Here is a 16,330-nt window from a genome sequence, read left to right on the forward strand (position 1 = left end):
GGCCTTAAACTCGAGCGAATGGGTTCGTCTCTTCCGTCTCATTGTTTCTCTCCAGAGCGTAGCGCTCATCATGGAGGAAGCACTTATCGTCGTCTATTGACTGTCCAATCAGCGGGGGCCATTTCTGAGCTCCTATATAAAAAATACGGTCCAGCCATAGTGAGAATAAAAAAAATGTCAGATCTTTAGGCGTAAAAAGGGTTTTAAGAAGTGGACCGGAGGGTGAAAAGGGGATGGAGGGAAGAAAGTTTAACCAATTGAGTTAGTCACTTTTTCCCCTTTTTCGGCAACGCAAACGATCTCAGTCCGCTTTGTTCGGGATGGCGACGGTTCCCAACAGCCCGACGTGTCCCGACCATCCGGCAGGTTCATGGGTCGGTCGGGTGGGTTGCACTTCGGCAAGCAGCAGGGGACCCAGCTGCGGAAGCAGCGCGGTCAGCGGGGTCTCGAAATCGGTGCGGGTGCGCGGCAGGGTGATCGAGGGGAGTATGGTCACTTCAGTGAGACGGCTTACGTTACCCACGTAAAGCGGGATATCTCCCGGCTGCAACCGGTAGGGTACTTTCCACAGGCGCAGCACCAGGCGTTCACCGGGGACGGTTGAGTGGCGCCACAGGGTCAAGACCTCGTGCTCCCCGTCGTGGATCTGCGGCAGGATGGGAAGCGGCTCGTCGCCTGCGGTACCGAACCAGAGCAGGCTGTCGCGCCAGGTCAGGGGGCGCGCGGTTTGCCAGCCGGCTGTGTCCAGCTGCTGCGCGAGCCGCTCCGGATCGCCGGCCCATTGCAGGGTGAGCGGGTGGTTACGCCGCAGGCGCAGATCGTGACGCAGGCGCGGTAGCTGGCGCCAGTCGCCGGCGAGCCAATCCGCGGTCGTGAAGCTATGCACGGTGCGTTGCACGGCATAGCGCTGCAGGTCGCGAGGCAGGTAGTGGTTCGAGTAGAGCGTGCCGCCGACCATCAAGGCGGCCAACGCCAATGCGCTCAGCTGGCGTCCGCGCCCGGCGACGGGATCGTGACGGCGAAAGGCGATGCCGAGGACGGTGATCCAGATCAGTCCCAGGGTGAGCCCCCCCAGCACATCCGACAGCCAGTGTGCCCCCAGATAGAGGCGCGAGGCGGCGATGGCCAATGCGATCAACAGGGCGGCGGTGTAGGGCAGCCAGCGCCAGGCGATGCTGAAATCCCGTGCCGTCAATACCGCCAGGAAGCCGAACAGGGTGATACCCCGCGTGGCGTGACCGCTCGGGAATGAAGCATCCGGCAGGAAGGCGGCGATGGCCTCGGGGCGTGGTATATCCAGCAGGCTTTTCAGCAACCAGGGCACCAGCAGCGCGAAGGCAACGGCCCCCAGCCAGTGGGCGCAGGCGATCCAGCGGCGGCGCGCCGAGAGCCAGAGCGTGACGATCAGCGCCAGGGCGGCAATGACGGCAAGATCACCCAACTGGGTCAGACGCACCATCAGCACGTCCACCCACGGCGTGCGTAACCCTTGCAGGGTGTCGTAGAGCGCACGGTCGAGATCCGTGGGCGGCAGACTCTGCAGCGCGCTGCCCAGTATGAAGGAGAACCCCCATACCGCGACCAGCAGCATCAGTGCCCAGGCGGCGAGGGTGCCGGCGTCCGGTCGCGCCGGATCGATCAGCCCGTGGGTGACGCGTCCCAGCAGCGGGTGCCGTGTACTCCACACCGCCGCGCGGTTGAGAAAGTCGACGGTATGCGGTTGGAGCAGGCGATAGACACGACGCACCAGCACCACCGAGATCCACACCATTGCCGTGAGGATGAGAATCGCCATCACGAGACGGCCGCCCACCTCGGAGGCCAATCCCAGCGAGGCGCCGAAGAGTGCACCGGGAAGCAGATAGACCGGCGCCCAAAGCGCGGTGGCGAGAGTGCTGATGAGCAGGAAGCGCCAGGTTCGCATGCGCAGCATCCCGGCCACAGCCGGCAGGAGGGGGCGCACCGGGCCGACGAAACGTCCCAGGAAAATGCTCTTACCGCCGTGGCGATTGATGAAATGCAGGCCGCGTTCGATCAGTTGGGGATGGTTGCGCAATGGCCACATGCGACGCAAGGTCAACTCGTAACGGCGGCCGATGAAAAAGCTCAGCCAGTCTCCGGCCAGGGCGCCGGCTGCAGCCCAGGCCAGAGTGCTGCCCAGCGGCAGTGCGCCGACAGCGATCAGCGCGCCAACGCCGAACAGCAGCGCTGCACCGGGCATCACCAGCCCCACCAGCACCAGTGACTCGGTGAAGGCGATGAAGGCCACCGCCAGCCCGGCGGCGCCGGGATGCGCTGCGACCCAGCCGATAAACGCCTGCAGCAGTCCGTCGTCCATCGTCTGCGCGCAGCAGTGGTCCGCTTACAGGATGCCGAAGACCTCGGCCGCGGCGGTGACCGTAGCGTCGATGTCGCCGTCGCTGTGGGCCGCGGAGACAAAGCCCGCTTCGTACGCCGAGGGCGCGAGATAGACGCCGCGTTCGAGCATGGCGTGGAAGAAGCGATTGAAGCGCTCGACATTGCACTCCATCACCTGCTGGTAGCGGCTGACCTCTTGCGCCTGGGTGAAGAAGAGCCCGAACATGCCGCCGACCTGATTGGTGGTGAAGGGAATGCCTGCGGCGTCGGCCGCGGCCTGCAACCCGGTGGTGAGACGCTCCGTCCTGGCGCCGAGTTCAGCGTGAAAACCGGGGCGCCCCAGCTCGCGCAGCGTCGTCAGACCCGCGGTCATGGCGATGGGGTTGCCCGACAGAGTCCCCGCCTGGTAGACCGGGCCCAGCGGTGCGATGTGCTCCATGATCGCGCGCTTGCCGCCGAAAGCGCCCACCGGCATGCCCCCGCCGATCACCTTGCCGAGGGTGGTCAGATCGGGTTTGACGTTGTAGTACTCCTGCGCGCCGCCCAGGGCGACACGAAAGCCGGTCATCACCTCGTCGAAGATCAGCACGGTGCCGTGGGCATCGCACACCTCGCGCAGACCCTCGAGAAAACCAGGCTCAGGCGGGATGCAGTTCATGTTGCCGGCCACCGGCTCGACAATGATGCAGGCGATCTCACTGCCCGCCTCGCTGAAGGCGGCGCGCACCTGGTCGAGGTCGTTGTAGGCGAGGGTGATGGTGTGCTGCGCCAGGGCGGCGGGCACGCCGGGGGAGGTGGGTACGCCCAGGGTCAGGGCGCCGGAACCGGCCTTGACCAGCAGCGAATCGGAGTGGCCGTGGTAGCAGCCCTCGAACTTCACGATCTTGTCGCGACCGGTAAACCCGCGCGCCAGACGGATGGCGCTCATGGTCGCCTCGGTGCCGGAGCTGACCATGCGCACCAGTTCGATGCTGGGAATGATCTGACAGATCAGCTCCGCCATCTCGATCTCGATGGCGGTTGGAGCGCCGAAACCCAACCCTTGCTTGCACGCCTCGCGCACCGCTTCGATGACACCGGGATGGGCATGCCCCAGGATCATCGGACCCCACGAGCCGACATAGTCGATGTAACGCTCGCCGTCCTCGCCGTAGACGTAGGGGCCTTCACCGCGGGCGAAGAAGACTGGTGTTCCGCCGACACCGCGAAAGGCACGGACCGGCGAGTTCACCCCGCCGGGGATGAAGGCCTGGGCTTGCTCGAAGAGTTCCTGCGATCGGGTCATGGTTGGTAATCCTGTGCTGTGTTGATGGGTCTTGTGAGCCAGGCGTAGAGCCGGGCATAGCGGTCGGCCGCCGCACGCGGATCGGGATCGGCGAAGATTCCGGTGACGACCGCCAGCATGTCGGCGCCCGCCGCCACCAATGCGGCCCCATTTTCGGGGGTGATGCCACCGATCGCAACCAGGGGCAGTGGACACCGGTGCCGTGCCTGTAGCAGCAGATCGGCGTCGGCTCGCACCGCCTGCGGTTTGGTGGCCGAGGCGAAGAAACTGCCGAATGCGACATAGTCGGCGCCGCCTGCGCAGGCCGCGGCGGCGCGCGCGAGATCGTTGTAACAGGAGACGCCGATGAGGGCTTCGGGTCCCAGCTGCGCACGGGCGCGGGGGAGCGCCGTATCGTCGCGTCCCAGATGCACGCCGTGGGCCCCAACCGCAACCGCCAGGTCCAGGTCATCGTTGACGATGAGCGGCACGCCGAAGCGTTCGCAAAGCGTGACCAGCGCCGCGGCCTCGTGCAACCGTCGCGCCTGATCGTCGCTCTTATCGCGGTACTGCAGCGCTCTGGCGCCGCCGAGCAGGGCCGCTTCGCAGGCGACGAGCAGGTCGTTCTCCTGCAACGTGGTGGTGTCGGTAATCGCATAGAGACCGCGCAGGACGAAGTCGCTCATTGCTGTTCGTCGCCCCACCGACCTGCCCAGGAGAGTCGGCCCGGCAGATGCTGACCCATGCCGGCACGGAAACCGCCGCTGAGGCTCTGCCACGTGTAAGCCTGGCCATTGGCAACCGCGGTTTCGATGTCGTCGCCGCGTGCCAGACGGCCGGCAATGGCGGAGGCCAGCGTGCAGCCCGAGCCATGGTAGTTATGGGGCAGGCGCCGGCAGCGATAGACCTGCATCAGCCGTCCCAGGCCATAGAGGCGATGAGCGATTTGTGCAGTGCCCTCATGTGTGCCCGTGACCAGGACGAAACGGCAGCCGGTCTCCAGCAGTTGCTGGGCGCAGGCTTCCAGGGTATCGCCCTCGGGGGCCAGGTGACGCGCCTCGATGCTGTTGGGCGTGATCAGTGTTGTCAGCGGTAACAGCAGCGTGGTCAGGGCGTCGGTAAGGTCGCGGGTCGCCAGATCGCTGCCGCCACCGGCGACCAGCACTGGATCCAAAACCACGGGCAGTGTGGGGTAGTCACTCAGGATACTGTGGAGGGCGGCCGCGACTGCGGCACTGCCCACCATGCCTATTTTGATGGCCGCGACCGGCAGATCCTCCAGTACGGCGCGCGCCTGTGCGATGACCAACTCCGCCTCGACGGGCTGGAAGCCCTTCACATCGCAAGTGTCCTGAACCGTCAGCGCGGTTACCACCGTCGCCGCGTGGCAGCCAAGACTGGAAAGGGTTTCGATGTCGGCCTGGATACCCGCCCCGCCGGTGGGGTCGTGCCCCGACAGGGTCAGTACCACAGGGCGTTTTTCGGTCCTGATGGGTGCGGGCATGGCGCGTGGAGGTCGTGGAAAAGGCATTAGTTTAGCACTGGCATTGAAGCCTCCGGCAGAGAATCCCGCTGGTTAGCGCCACGGAGCCGACTAGACTCTGCTGGAGAGTGTCTTGGAGGACCGCGATCGATGTTCAACCAGGCGCCAGAGGATCAATTCTTGAAGCTGGTGGAGGCGGCGCGCGCCTATTGCGCGCTGATCGAGCGTCTCGACCGTTTGGAGGCCAAGGATCTGCTCGATTCCGCGGCGCATTTGTTGCTGCGCATTAATGCCGCGATTATCACGCTGCCAAGACCGCAAGCCGATGGCCCGCTGCACCCGTTGGTCGATATGGAGACCCGCTTCGCGCTGTTTCAACGCATTCGCGATCAGCTGGGCGAGTGCGACCCCTACTGGATGGAGTACGACCACGCGCTCACCGGACAGCTGCAAAGCGGCAGTCTGGCGGATGATTTGACCGACATCTATTTCGATCTGAGGCGCGGACTGCAGCGCCTCGACGAGGGGAGTCCCGCCGCCCCTTTCCGGGCGGTGCGCGACTGGTGCCTCAGTTATGATCTGCATTGGGGTGAGCACCTGGTCGACGCCGAGCGCCACATTTATTACCTGATGCGCGATCGATCGCGTTGACGTGGGTGGGTCGACACAGCGCAAACAATTGCCGCTGCAAATGCGAACCACGCCGTGGTTGTGGCCGGTGGCCTCCTTGGCATCGAAACCTGTTGACGGGCTCTAGAACGGTTTCACCACGACCAGGATCACCATCCCGACGAGAAACAGCACCGGGATCTCGTTAAACCAGCGGAAAAAGACGTGGCTGTGCCGATTGCGATTTTCGCGAAAATCGCGCAGCAGTTTTCCGCAATAGAAGTGATACCCGATCAGTCCTACCGCCAACAGCAGCTTCGCATGCAGCCAACCCATGGTGTGGAAAGCGGCCCAGGCGTACTCGAAGAGCAGCCACAGGCCAAAGACCACCGTCAGCACCATTCCGGGGGTCGTTATCGCGTAATAGAGTTTGCGCTCCATCACCTTGAACCGTTCGTGGCCCGCCTCGTCCTCGCAGAGTGCGTGATAGACGAAGAGCCGCGGCAGGTAAAAAAGTCCGGCGAACCAGGTGACCATGAAGATAACGTGTAATGCCTTGACCCAGAGCATCTCTCCCCCTTGGTGCAGTGCTCAATGGCGTTGTGGTGGATTAAGAAACGGCTCTGCCAGAGCCAGGTAGATCGGTTTGCGGCATACGGCCCGCGAGACAATATAGGCCAGGAACGCGGTGGTCATCAGCGGCAGTAACAGTGCGTGATGGTCACTCATCTCCATGATAACCACAAACGCGGTAATCGGGGTTTGCGCCATTCCACTGAAGAACGCGACCATGCCGAGCAGCACCAATACCGTGGTATCCACGTGTGGAAACCAGGCGGCGAACGCGGAACCGACGCCGGCGCCTATGCCCAAAGCAGGGCCGAAGATCCCCGCCGGTACGCCGCTGAGATACGATGCGAGCGTGGCGATCATTTTGGCGAGGGGAAACAGGAACGTAACGCTGAGTTCCCCCGCGGCGAGTTCCCTGGCCTGCTGGAAGCCGGTGCCGTGGGTCAGGCCGGCGGTTGCCCAGCCGCACAGCGCAACGATCAGCCCGCACAGCAGAGCGATCACGATACCGCGTTGCGCCAGCCACGGAGCCACTTTGCAGGAGGTCGCGATCAGCACGAGGCCGAAAAAAGCGCCGAGCAAGCCCCCGCTTATGCCCAGTGTCGGAACGGCCAACCAGTCGACGGCGTCGGTCAATTGCGATTCAACGGCGGGAAGCATCTGGTAATTCCCCGCCAGTACCAGTGCGGTGATGCCGGCGATAATCACGGCGCTCAGCATCAGTCCACTGCTGCGCTCCTCGATCGAGCGGCTCATCTGTTCGATGGCGAACACGATACCGGCGAGTGGGGTATTGAAGGCCGCGGCGATGCCCGCGGCGCCACCGGCCAGGATCAAACCACGGTGAATGTGGTGGCGGCGGATTCCGCTGCGATCGCCGAATCCGTAGAGCAGCGAGGCGCCGATGTGCACGGTGGGGGCAAACACTCCCACCGAACCGCCGCAGATCAATGCCAGCCACGTGAGACCGATCTTGCCGACGGCGATGCGCAGCGAAAGCAGCCGCCCGCGCCGGATCCTGTCCGGTAGTTGGATGGCGGCGACGACCTGGGGAATGCCGCTGCCTTCAGCGCCGGCGAAAAATCGCCGGGTCAGCCAGGCGGCTGCAGCGAGACCTGCCGGGGTGATGAGAAAGGGCAGCCACGGTGCCCCCATCATCAGTTGTCGAAATCGGGTTTCGAGAAATTGACCGCCCTGAACGAACACGAAACAGGTCACGCCAACGACGACTGCCCCTGCCCAAAAGACCAGCCGATGACGCCAGGCGCGACGCGACAGGATGTGGTAGCGAAAACGGCGCGAGGCGCGGCGGATTGATGAATGCATCAACGATTCAGCGCGGCGGAGATCACTCCAGCCCCAGCTTCTTCAAGCGATAGCGCAGGGCGCGGAATGTGATGCCCAGCTTTTTCGCGGCGGCCGTCTTGTTCCAACGCGTCTGTTCCAGGGTTTTGAGGATGATCTCCTTTTCCACCTTGTCCATGTAGGGTTCAAGTTGAATCGCTTCGCCGTCGGTGGAGTCGATCTCAGCCAGAATGGCGTTTTCGGCTAATTCATGCTCCGGCAAGAACAGATCGTCGATATCGATCACGCCGCCTTCGCAAAGAGTGATGGCACGTTCCAGGGTGTTCTCCAGTTCGCGCACGTTGCCCGGAAACGTGTAACGTAGCAGCGCGCGCTGCGCCTCGCTGCTGAGTTGGGCGGGGGATTCGCCCGATTCGGTTGCCAGGCGGCGCAACATCAGATCGGAAAGCAGAGGGATATCCTCGCTGCGCTCACGCAGTGGCGGCACCTTCAACTCGATGACATTGATGCGATAGAAAAGATCCTGCCGGAAGCTGCCATCCTTGACCTGTGCGGCGAGATCCTTATGGGTGGCGCTCAGGATCCGCACATCGACGCCCAATTCTTTCTGTTCCCCCACCGGGCGCACCGATTTTTCCTGAATGGCGCGCAACAGCTTGACCTGCATATGCAACGGCAATTCGGCGACCTCATCGAGGAACAGGGTGCCACCATCCGCGGCCTGGAAGAGTCCGGTCTTGTCCGCCACCGCACCGGTAAAGCTGCCCTTGCGATGACCGAAGAACTCCGATTCCATCAACTCGCCGGGGATCGCGCCGCAGTTGACCGGGACGAAAGGACCGCCGGCGCGTGGCCCCTGTTCGTGAATCATGCGCGCCACCAGCTCTTTCCCGACACCCGATTCACCGCTGATATACACAGGCGCCTGACTGCGCGCCAGCTTGGTGATGAGACCACGCACGCGTTCAATGCCGCGCGAGTTGCCGGTCAGGGTCAATGTCGGTTCGCTATGCTGCTCACCGAGCCGCAAGGCCGTCCCCACCAGCTTGCGCAGAATTTTCAGATCGACCGGCTTGGAGACAAAGTCGAACGCGCCCGCCTTCAACGCCTCGACGGCGGATTCCATATTGCCGTGTGCGGTAATGACAGCGGTGGGAATCTGCGAGTGGGTTTGTTGGATGTGGCGCACCAGATCGATACCGTTGCCGTCCGGCAAGCGCATGTCGGTCAGACAGAGATCGAAGTTGTGTTTGTCGAGAAGCTGATGCGCATCGGCGATGGTCATGGCAGCGCGGGTGTCGACATTCATCTGTGCCAGGGTCATTTCCAGCAGTTCGCAGATATCGGGTTCGTCATCCACAATCAATGCGGTTTGCCGCGTCATCGTTTCACCCTTTATCCAGAGGTGTGTGAGCTGTTATCAGGATCAGCGCAGATGTCATGGGGCGGATTGCGCCCGAGGGAACCGTATTCGAAAGCAACTGCCGCCCCGCGGCTGTGCGATGTAATCGAGCTTGGCGTCGTTCAACTCACAGAGCTGACGGGCGAGGTAGAGTCCCAGTCCGGTCCCCCGTGTGCGCGTAGTATAAAACGGCTCGAAGATCTGTTGCGCGGTTTGTGGATCAATGCCCGGGCCCTGGTCGATCACGTCGAGAAACGGGCGGCGCGCGGGCATCTCCATTCCGCCACGCAGCTCGATGCGGGTTTCACCGCTGGCATTGGCCCCGTGCTCGATCGCATTCTTGCACAGATTCCACACCACCTGGTGCAACTGGTTGGGATCGATCAGCACTTCAAGATCGCGAGGTTGCACGTCGATGCGCAGGTGTTCCAGCGGCAGTCCCTCGGCGCTGCAAAACTCATCGCGCAGTTCTTCCAGCCACACATGGAGCGGCAGACGAACGGGGCTGCTGGTCTGGCGCCGGGAAATCTGGAGTACGTTTTCGATGATAGTGTTCACCCGCTGCGCATTCTCGCCGATTATCCGCGTCAGCCGCTGATCGGTGGCTGCCAGCGTACTGGATTCGGCCAGCAGTTGGGCCGCGTGACTCAGGGCGCCAAGAGGATTGCGGATCTCGTGCGCAATACTTGCACTCATGCGGCCGAGAGAGGCCAGTTTTTGCTGCTGGGCCTGATGGCTTACCTGCTTTTGGTCCTCAAGGTAAATAATCGCGTCTTTCGCATCCCGGGCGAGGCGGTTGAACCGCGGCATCAGTTCGCTTTGGCCACCCGGCAGGGTAAAGGAGTGCGGGGTATTGAATGGGTTGGTGAGCCATTGCTGCAGTTGGCTGGCAAGTTCAGGGCAGATCTCAGCGAGCGGCGGCTGACTGCCGCTGATCGGCATGCCGATCAAATGCCAGGCGGCCTGATTCATCAACCGTACGCGCCCGTCCTCGTCGACCACCAGAATCCCCGATTGCAGTCGCTGGATAATGTGTTCGTTGAGTTGCGAGAGATTTGCCAGGTCGACGCCGCGCTGTTCGGCGAGTTCCTGGCTGTGCTGTACTCGGCGGGCGAAGGTGTAATCGAGCACAGCAGTGGCAAAGAACGCCGCGCCCAACAGGCCCGCCTGGGTGTAGTGGGTGGCGGTTTGCACCGAGACCAGGTCGGAGTAGACAGCCTCGGTGAGGACGGCGATTGTTGCCAGCGCAGCATAGACGTAGGTGGCGCTTTTTTTGGTGCTGATCAGCGTTCCGCTGGTGATGGTCACGATCAGCAGAATGCCGAGGCCGCTGGAGGTGCCGCCGCTGGCGTGCATCAACAAGGCGATGGCGAGAATATCGACACCCACCAGTGTATTGACCTGGGTGTTGAAGGTTGGACGCCGTGTGCGGGTGGTGGCGATACTGAACAGCACGCCCGCGAAATAGGCCCAAGCGGTGGTCGCATAGACTGTCGGACGGGAGCTGCCGAGGAGATCCGGCCCGATGCCGGTAATAAACAGGGTCAGGAAGGCGAGTGCCAGGGTCAGGCGGTAGAGGTTGAGTAGCGTCAGGGTTCGCCAGGGATCGCGCAGTACCTCAGTGGCCGGCGGTAAATTGGTCGGCGCCTGCTTGTCGGGAATCCGGTTCATGAGGGGGTGCCCGCGTCTTCGCTTTTCTTTTCTGGGGTTGCCCGGGGGAATTTAGCTCAACTCATTGTGCTAGTGTGTGTTTTTAGATCGGGGCTTGCAAGGCAATGGCGGTTCAGGGTTTGGTGATAACTGTGTGCACGGCGTCGGCTAAGGGCACCACGCGTTAAACTTTGCCTTTAAAGGGCATTTCCGGCAAAATTCCGCGTTCCGCATCCGTTATTGGGGGCATAAGGAGCATTTATCGATGAACCTCCACGAATACCAAGCCAAGCAGTTATTCCGCGAGTACGGCCTCCCCGTTTCGGAAGGTTATGCCGCCGCTACCGCGCAGGAGGCGGCTGAGGCTGCCGACAAGATCGGCGGCAGCAAATGGGTGGTTAAAGCGCAGGTCCACGCCGGCGGCCGCGGCAAGGCAGGCGGGGTCAAGCTGGTCAGCTCCAAGCAGGAGATCACCGATTTCGCCCATCAGTGGTTGGGCAAGAATCTGGTGACCTACCAGACCGACGCCAACGGGCAGCCGGTCAACAAGATTCTGGTGGAGTCGTGCACCGATATCGAGCGTGAACTCTATCTCGGTGCCGTGGTTGATCGTTCAACGCGTCGCGTGGTCTTCATGGCCTCCACCGAGGGTGGGGTCGAGATCGAGAAAGTGGCCGCTGAAACGCCGGAGAAGATACTCAAGGCCGCGATCGACCCGTTGGTGGGAGCCCAGCCCTATCAGGCGCGCGAGATCGCTTTCAAGATGGGACTCAACGCCGATCAGGTGAAACAGTTCACCAAGCTGTTTCTGGGCCTTTCCAGACTGTTCCACGATTTCGATCTGTCGCTGCTCGAGATCAATCCCCTGGTGATCACCAGCGAAGGCAATCTGCATTGTCTCGATGGCAAGATCAACGTCGATGGAAACGCGCTGTTTCGCCAGCCGAAGATCCACGAAATGCACGATCCTTCGCAGGAGGATCAGCGCGAGGCGCATGCCGCGCAATGGGAACTCAACTACGTGGCCCTCGATGGCAATATCGGTTGCATGGTCAACGGCGCCGGTCTGGCGATGGGCACTATGGATATCGTCAAGCTCTACGGCGGCGCGCCGGCCAACTTCCTCGATGTCGGCGGCGGTGCCACCAAAGAGCGTGTCGCCGAGGCGTTCAAGATCATTCTCTCCGACAGTAATGTGAAGGCGGTATTGGTGAACATTTTCGGCGGCATCGTTCGCTGTGATTTGATCGCCGAAGGTATTATCGCGGCGGTGAAAGAGGTGGGCGTCGAGGTGCCGGTGATTGTGCGCTTGGAGGGAAACAACGCCGATGCGGGTTCCAAGCTGCTGAAAGAGAGTGGTCTGGATATTATTGCCGCGACGGGACTGGCCGATGCCGCCCGGCGGGCTGTGGCCGCGGTGGAGGGCAAGGCGTCATGAGTATCCTGATCGACAAAGAGACCAAGGTGATCTGCCAGGGCTTTACCGGCGGCCAGGGAACGTTCCACTCCGAGCAGGCCATCGCCTATGGCACCCAGATGGTGGGGGGCGTTACCCCGGGTAAGGGTGGCCAGGAACACCTCGGTCTGCCGGTGTTCAATACCGTGCGCGACGCAGTCGAGCAGACCGGTGCCGACGCTTCGGTAATCTTCGTGCCGGCGGCTTTTTGCAAGGATTCCATCCTGGAAGCGGCCAATGCCGGCATTAAACTGGTCGTCACCATCACCGAGGGCGTGCCGACACTGGACATGCTGGAAGCGAAGATCCGGTGCGACGAACTGGGTGTGCGGCTCATCGGCCCCAACTGCCCGGGCGTCATCACACCCGGTGAGTGCAAGATCGGCATCATGCCGGGACATATTCATCTGCCTGGCAAAGTGGGCATCGTCTCTCGCTCGGGGACGCTGACTTACGAGGCGGTCAAGCAGACTACCGACGCCGGTCTCGGGCAATCCACCTGTGTCGGCATCGGTGGTGATCCGATTCCCGGCTCCAACTTCATCGATATCCTGAAGCTGTTCCAGGAAGACCCGCAGACGGAAGGTATTGTCATGATCGGTGAGATCGGCGGGACGGCGGAGGAGGAGGCGGCGGCCTTCATCAAGGCCAACGTCACCAAGCCGATGGTCTCCTATATAGCAGGCGTCACCGCACCCAAAGGCAAACGCATGGGTCATGCCGGCGCCATCATCGCCGGTGGCAAAGGTACCGCCGATGAAAAGTTTGCCGCGCTGGAGGCCGCGGGTGTTCATACGGTGCGCTCACTGGCGGAGATCGGTGAAAAGATGAAGGCGCTGTTGGATTAAGTGCCAGACGATCCTCCCCCTAGTTTGCGACAGGCCGCCCTCCGCGCAGCCTGTTGTTTTTTAGGGTGCCCGAGTCTAAGGTGTGGCAGCGTTCGCGGCCCCCTGCATAGCGTATTTCGATGAACAACCAGGTAACGATAGTCGTCGCTCAGATCGACCTTCTGGTCGGGGATATTGAGGGCAATGCCCGACGGATCGTGGAGTGTTCGCAAAATGCCCGCGAGCGCATGGGCGCCAATGCGATCGTGTTTCCCGAGCTGTCGCTGACGGGATACCCACCCGAGGATCTGCTCCAGCGTCCGGGTATGCACCATCGAGTGCGCAACGCCCTTGCGCAGATCTGCGAGCAGGTACGGGGGATTGACATGGTGGTGGGATACCCTCACCTCGAACGCGAGACCCTGTACAACGCCGCCGGTGTCATCCGCGAGGGTGAGGTGGTTGCTGTCTACCATAAACAGCGTCTGCCCAACTACAGCGTCTTCGACGAGAAACGCCATTTTGAAGTCGGTACCGACCCTTGTGTGGTTGACATCGCCGGGATACGGGTGGGACTCACGATTTGTGAAGACATCTGGATTGCGGAACCGGCCAGGCAGGCGGCACAGGCGGGGGCTCATCTCATTCTCAATCTGAATGCATCGCCGTTTCATGTCCGGAAATGGGCCGAGCGGGAGGCGGTAGCCCGGCAACGTGTCAGTGAAACAGGAGTGCCGCTGATTTATGCCAATCTGGTTGGTGGCCAGGATGAACTGGTGTTCGACGGCGATTCGTTTGCCATGAATGCCGATGGCGAAATTGCCGTGCGTGTAGCGGCCTTCGAAGAGGCGCTGCGCTGCATCCATCTCACCAGCCGGGATGGGCGGGTGCATATTGAGCCCGGGTACATCGACGAACCGCTGGACGACGAGGCGAGTGTCTACAGCGCACTGGTGTACGCCACCCGCGACTATATCGAAAAGAACGGATTCGCCGGCGCGGTGCTTGGATTATCCGGCGGCATCGACTCCGCGTTGACCCTGGCGATTGCGGTCGATGCAATCGGTGCCGATCGGGTCGAGGCGGTGATGATGCCGTCACGCTATACGGCGCAGATAAGCCTTGATGACGCGCAGGCGCAGGCGGATACGATGGGGGTCGCCTATCATGTTGTACCGATCGATGCGCTGCTTGCATCGTTTCAGCAGGCGCTGGAGCCGCTCTTCAGAAATCTCCCAGCCGATGTCACGGAAGAGAACATCCAGGCCCGCTGCCGCGGGGTGTTGCTGATGGCGATATCCAATAAACACCGCAAAATTGTGTTGACGACCGGTAACAAGAGCGAGATGTCGGTGGGTTATGCCACGCTCTATGGCGATATGGCGGGCGGGTTTGCACCCATCAAGGATGTACCCAAGACTTTGGTCTACCGTCTCGCGGAGTATCGTAATCGCCTTGATGCGGCGATTCCCCGGCGGGTGATGGAGCGACCGCCTTCCGCCGAGTTGGCGCCCGATCAGAAGGACACCGACAGTCTGCCCCCCTACGAGGTGCTCGATCCGATTCTGGAACGCTATGTTGAATTGGACCGGAGTGTCACCGAGATCATTGCCGATGGTTTTGATCCCGAGACCGTGCGCCGCGTGGTCGGTATGGTCAACCGCAACGAGTATAAGCGGCGCCAAGCCCCGCCGGGGGTGCGTATCAGTCGCCGCGCTTTTGGCCAGGATCGGCGTTACCCGATCACCTCGGGATTCGGAACCGAGGAGTGAAGAGAATGCTGGGGAGCATGGATTATTCAAGGGGTTTTCCGGTAAGGTATTGCATCCCCGCACTGGCATTCGTAACCGAGGACAGGCAATGAAGAAGGTGGAAGCCGTAATCAAACCATTCAAGCTCGACGATGTTCGCGAAGCGCTGTCCGAGATCGGGATCAGCGGCATGACGGCGACCGAGGTCAAGGGCTTTGGCCGGCAGAAGGGGCACACCGAACTCTATCGTGGTGCGGAGTATGTCGTGGATTTTCTGCCCAAGGTCAAGATTGAAGTGGTGATCCCTGATGACCAGGTGGAACGCTGCGTAGAGGCCATCGCCGAGGCGGCGCGGACCGGTAAGATCGGTGACGGCAAGATCTTCGTCTCTCCCGTGGAAAGAGCGGTCCGGATACGCACCGGTGAAGAGGATTTGGCTGCGATCTAAAGCCGATCAGTCACGAACGCGACAAGCCCGGCCGTCGCCGAGACGGCCGGGCTTTGTTCTGTCCAGGCCCGATGCCGGCACAGTGATGCCGGTGTCATTCCCAGCGGTCGGCCCGATATCTCCCTGAGTTATTCTCTCCTCAAGCCGTTGCGTCGGCTGATTTCCAGACAGTTGGCAGACAAAGCTTTGAGCCCGATTTAGGAATGCCCCATAACTTATTCATTTGACAACATTTTGCCTTGTATTAAACTGATTGACCCTGGCGAATAAATTTCGCCCTGTTTCCACCGTCTCGCGTTGGAGCACAGAGCAAGAATAACGGTTTGATATGCATTGCACTTTACTCACGCGCTTGCTGTTGATCTTCGGAACCTTCGCGCTCCTGCTGGCAGGCTGCGCGGCGACCCCGGTAGCGGAAGACGAGTCGCAGTTCCGCAGCGCTGATCTCCTCTATGCCAAGGCCCGCGAGGCTTATCGCTCGGGCGATTACTATCTGGCCGCGGAAAGGTTGATAGTGCTGGCGCGGCAGGGCGATCCCCGGGGGCAGTATGCGCTGGGTTACCTTTACTATCGGGGTCAAGGTGTACTGGGAGACAGGGCGCGTGCCATGGAGTTGTTCCGGATGGCAGCCGCGCAAGGCAATGCGAAGGCGAGGCAGGCGCTGGCGTTGCTGGAGGGACGTGTCGCGGCCAACGCACCACCGGCGGAACGGACCGGGAACACGGTCGCTGTTGTCGAGGCTCCTGCTGCACCTGACCCTCATTCGCCAGCCACGGCGAGTGCGGAGGTCAGCGTACCACCCGCGCAGGGGTCGACCGAGCCTGTGTTTCAGGCGGCCACCGAGCCCGCTGCGGTAACCAGTGCCGCCCCGGAAGTCGCTGCGACGGACGATGATGGAGAACCATTTTCAGTCGCCTGGTTGCGGCGCCAGGACAGCTCGCAGTACACCATTCAATTGGTAGGGGGGTCGTCGCGCAAGAGCCTCGGCGAGTTTGCACAACGAAATCGCCTGGCGGAGCAGAGCGGTGTCGTTGAAACCAGGCTTAACGGCGCGCGCTGGTATGTGGTGTTGTTTGGATTATTTGCCGATCTGCCGCAGGCGCGGGCTGCTTTGCAGGGGTTACCGGCCGAATTGCGTCGTGACCGGCCCTGGATTCGACCGCTCCGCGATGTCCTGGCAAGCCTGCCGGCCTCCTGATAGCCCCGT

Annotated in this window: 14 protein-coding genes; 6 read left to right on the forward strand and 8 right to left on the reverse strand. The window is 61.8% G+C overall.

What is annotated here, in order from left to right; translation table 11 throughout:
• Positions 1-301: 301 nt before the first annotated feature.
• From DWQ09_09960 to DWQ09_09975, 4 genes are read right to left on the reverse strand one after another with little or no spacing between them, the layout of a single operon-like run.
• Entirely contained in the window at positions 302-2,338 is a 2,037-nt protein-coding gene (locus DWQ09_09960; GenBank protein ID KAA3627516.1) for a phosphatase PAP2 family protein, read from the reverse strand.
• Between the two features lie 24 nt (positions 2,339-2,362).
• Positions 2,363-3,643, reverse strand: a complete 1,281-nt coding sequence (gene hemL / locus DWQ09_09965; protein KAA3627517.1) for a glutamate-1-semialdehyde-2,1-aminomutase — start codon at positions 3,641-3,643, stop codon at positions 2,363-2,365.
• Complete coding sequence (locus tag DWQ09_09970) at positions 3,640-4,308, reverse strand: thiamine phosphate synthase (GenBank protein KAA3627518.1); 669 nt, start codon at positions 4,306-4,308, stop codon at positions 3,640-3,642. The genes hemL and DWQ09_09970 overlap by 4 nt, the downstream gene beginning before the upstream one ends.
• Complete coding sequence (locus DWQ09_09975; protein ID KAA3627988.1) at positions 4,305-5,126, reverse strand: hydroxymethylpyrimidine/phosphomethylpyrimidine kinase; 822 nt, start codon at positions 5,124-5,126, stop codon at positions 4,305-4,307. Before DWQ09_09975 ends, DWQ09_09970 begins: the two co-directional genes overlap by 4 nt.
• Positions 5,127-5,255: 129 nt before the next feature.
• Here DWQ09_09975 and DWQ09_09980 point away from each other — a divergent pair, with 129 nt between their 5' ends.
• Positions 5,256-5,756, forward strand: coding sequence for a DUF5063 domain-containing protein (locus tag DWQ09_09980; protein ID KAA3627519.1), 501 nt, complete (start codon positions 5,256-5,258; stop codon positions 5,754-5,756).
• Between the two features lie 102 nt (positions 5,757-5,858).
• Here the strand turns inward: DWQ09_09980 and hemJ are convergent, their stop codons facing one another.
• Genes hemJ through DWQ09_10000 form a run of 4 tightly spaced genes read right to left on the reverse strand, consistent with a single transcriptional unit; the run spans position 5,859 to position 10,662 of the window.
• Positions 5,859-6,284, reverse strand: coding sequence for a protoporphyrinogen oxidase HemJ (gene hemJ / locus DWQ09_09985; GenBank protein ID KAA3627520.1), 426 nt, complete (start codon positions 6,282-6,284; stop codon positions 5,859-5,861).
• Between the two features lie 21 nt (positions 6,285-6,305).
• Positions 6,306-7,610 (reverse strand): chloride channel protein, encoded by a 1,305-nt coding sequence (locus DWQ09_09990; protein KAA3627521.1) that lies wholly within the window; start codon positions 7,608-7,610, stop codon positions 6,306-6,308.
• Positions 7,611-7,632: 22 nt separating this feature from the next.
• Entirely contained in the window at positions 7,633-8,973 is a 1,341-nt protein-coding gene (locus DWQ09_09995) for a sigma-54-dependent Fis family transcriptional regulator (GenBank protein KAA3627522.1), read from the reverse strand.
• Between the two features lie 54 nt (positions 8,974-9,027).
• Positions 9,028-10,662 carry a hypothetical protein gene (locus DWQ09_10000; protein KAA3627523.1) on the reverse strand — a complete coding sequence of 545 codons (1,635 nt, stop codon included), beginning with the start codon at positions 10,660-10,662 and terminating at the stop codon, positions 9,028-9,030.
• 244 nt (positions 10,663-10,906) lie between these two features.
• On the opposite strand from DWQ09_10000, the gene DWQ09_10005 reads away from it, so the two are divergent.
• The 5 genes from DWQ09_10005 to DWQ09_10025 all read left to right on the forward strand — a co-directional run bounded on the left by DWQ09_10005 (position 10,907) and on the right by DWQ09_10025 (position 16,321).
• The gene (locus tag DWQ09_10005; protein KAA3627524.1) at positions 10,907-12,079 is read left to right on the forward strand and encodes an ADP-forming succinate--CoA ligase subunit beta; all 1,173 of its coding nucleotides are present in this window, start codon (positions 10,907-10,909) and stop codon (positions 12,077-12,079) included.
• Positions 12,076-12,945, forward strand: a complete 870-nt coding sequence (locus DWQ09_10010; GenBank protein KAA3627525.1) for a succinate--CoA ligase subunit alpha — start codon at positions 12,076-12,078, stop codon at positions 12,943-12,945. Before DWQ09_10005 ends, DWQ09_10010 begins: the two co-directional genes overlap by 4 nt.
• Positions 12,946-13,064: 119 nt before the next feature.
• A complete protein-coding gene (locus tag DWQ09_10015; protein ID KAA3627526.1) occupies positions 13,065-14,696 on the forward strand; it encodes an NAD+ synthase in 1,632 nt (543 codons plus the stop codon).
• 88 nt (positions 14,697-14,784) lie between these two features.
• Positions 14,785-15,123 (forward strand): P-II family nitrogen regulator, encoded by a 339-nt coding sequence (locus DWQ09_10020; protein KAA3627527.1) that lies wholly within the window; start codon positions 14,785-14,787, stop codon positions 15,121-15,123.
• Between the two features lie 328 nt (positions 15,124-15,451).
• The gene (locus DWQ09_10025) at positions 15,452-16,321 is read left to right on the forward strand and encodes a hypothetical protein (GenBank protein ID KAA3627528.1); all 870 of its coding nucleotides are present in this window, start codon (positions 15,452-15,454) and stop codon (positions 16,319-16,321) included.
• Positions 16,322-16,330 lie beyond the last annotated feature (9 nt).

It is taken from the genome of Pseudomonadota bacterium, assembly GCA_008501635.1.
GTDB lineage: Bacteria > Pseudomonadota > Gammaproteobacteria > QQUJ01 > QQUJ01 > QQUJ01.

Excerpts from the sequence above, each read along its gene's own strand:
- DWQ09_10020 (KAA3627527.1), top strand. The coding sequence starts at position 14,785 with ATGAAGAAGGTGGAAGCCGTAATCAAACCATTCAAGCTCGACGATGTT.
- DWQ09_09980 (KAA3627519.1), top strand. The coding sequence starts at position 5,256 with ATGTTCAACCAGGCGCCAGAGGATCAATTCTTGAAGCTGGTGGAGGCG.
- DWQ09_09995 (KAA3627522.1), bottom strand. The coding sequence starts at position 8,973 with ATGACGCGGCAAACCGCATTGATTGTGGATGACGAACCCGATATCTGC.
- DWQ09_10005 (KAA3627524.1), top strand. The coding sequence starts at position 10,907 with ATGAACCTCCACGAATACCAAGCCAAGCAGTTATTCCGCGAGTACGGC.
- DWQ09_09990 (KAA3627521.1), bottom strand. The coding sequence starts at position 7,610 with ATGCATTCATCAATCCGCCGCGCCTCGCGCCGTTTTCGCTACCACATC.
- DWQ09_09975 (KAA3627988.1), bottom strand. The coding sequence starts at position 5,126 with ATGCCCGCACCCATCAGGACCGAAAAACGCCCTGTGGTACTGACCCTG.
- hemL (KAA3627517.1), bottom strand. The coding sequence starts at position 3,643 with ATGACCCGATCGCAGGAACTCTTCGAGCAAGCCCAGGCCTTCATCCCC.
- DWQ09_10000 (KAA3627523.1), bottom strand. The coding sequence starts at position 10,662 with ATGAACCGGATTCCCGACAAGCAGGCGCCGACCAATTTACCGCCGGCC.
- hemJ (KAA3627520.1), bottom strand. The coding sequence starts at position 6,284 with ATGCTCTGGGTCAAGGCATTACACGTTATCTTCATGGTCACCTGGTTC.
- DWQ09_09970 (KAA3627518.1), bottom strand. The coding sequence starts at position 4,308 with ATGAGCGACTTCGTCCTGCGCGGTCTCTATGCGATTACCGACACCACC.
- DWQ09_09960 (KAA3627516.1), bottom strand. The coding sequence starts at position 2,338 with ATGGACGACGGACTGCTGCAGGCGTTTATCGGCTGGGTCGCAGCGCAT.
- DWQ09_10025 (KAA3627528.1), top strand. The coding sequence starts at position 15,452 with ATGCATTGCACTTTACTCACGCGCTTGCTGTTGATCTTCGGAACCTTC.
- DWQ09_10015 (KAA3627526.1), top strand. The coding sequence starts at position 13,065 with ATGAACAACCAGGTAACGATAGTCGTCGCTCAGATCGACCTTCTGGTC.
- DWQ09_10010 (KAA3627525.1), top strand. The coding sequence starts at position 12,076 with ATGAGTATCCTGATCGACAAAGAGACCAAGGTGATCTGCCAGGGCTTT.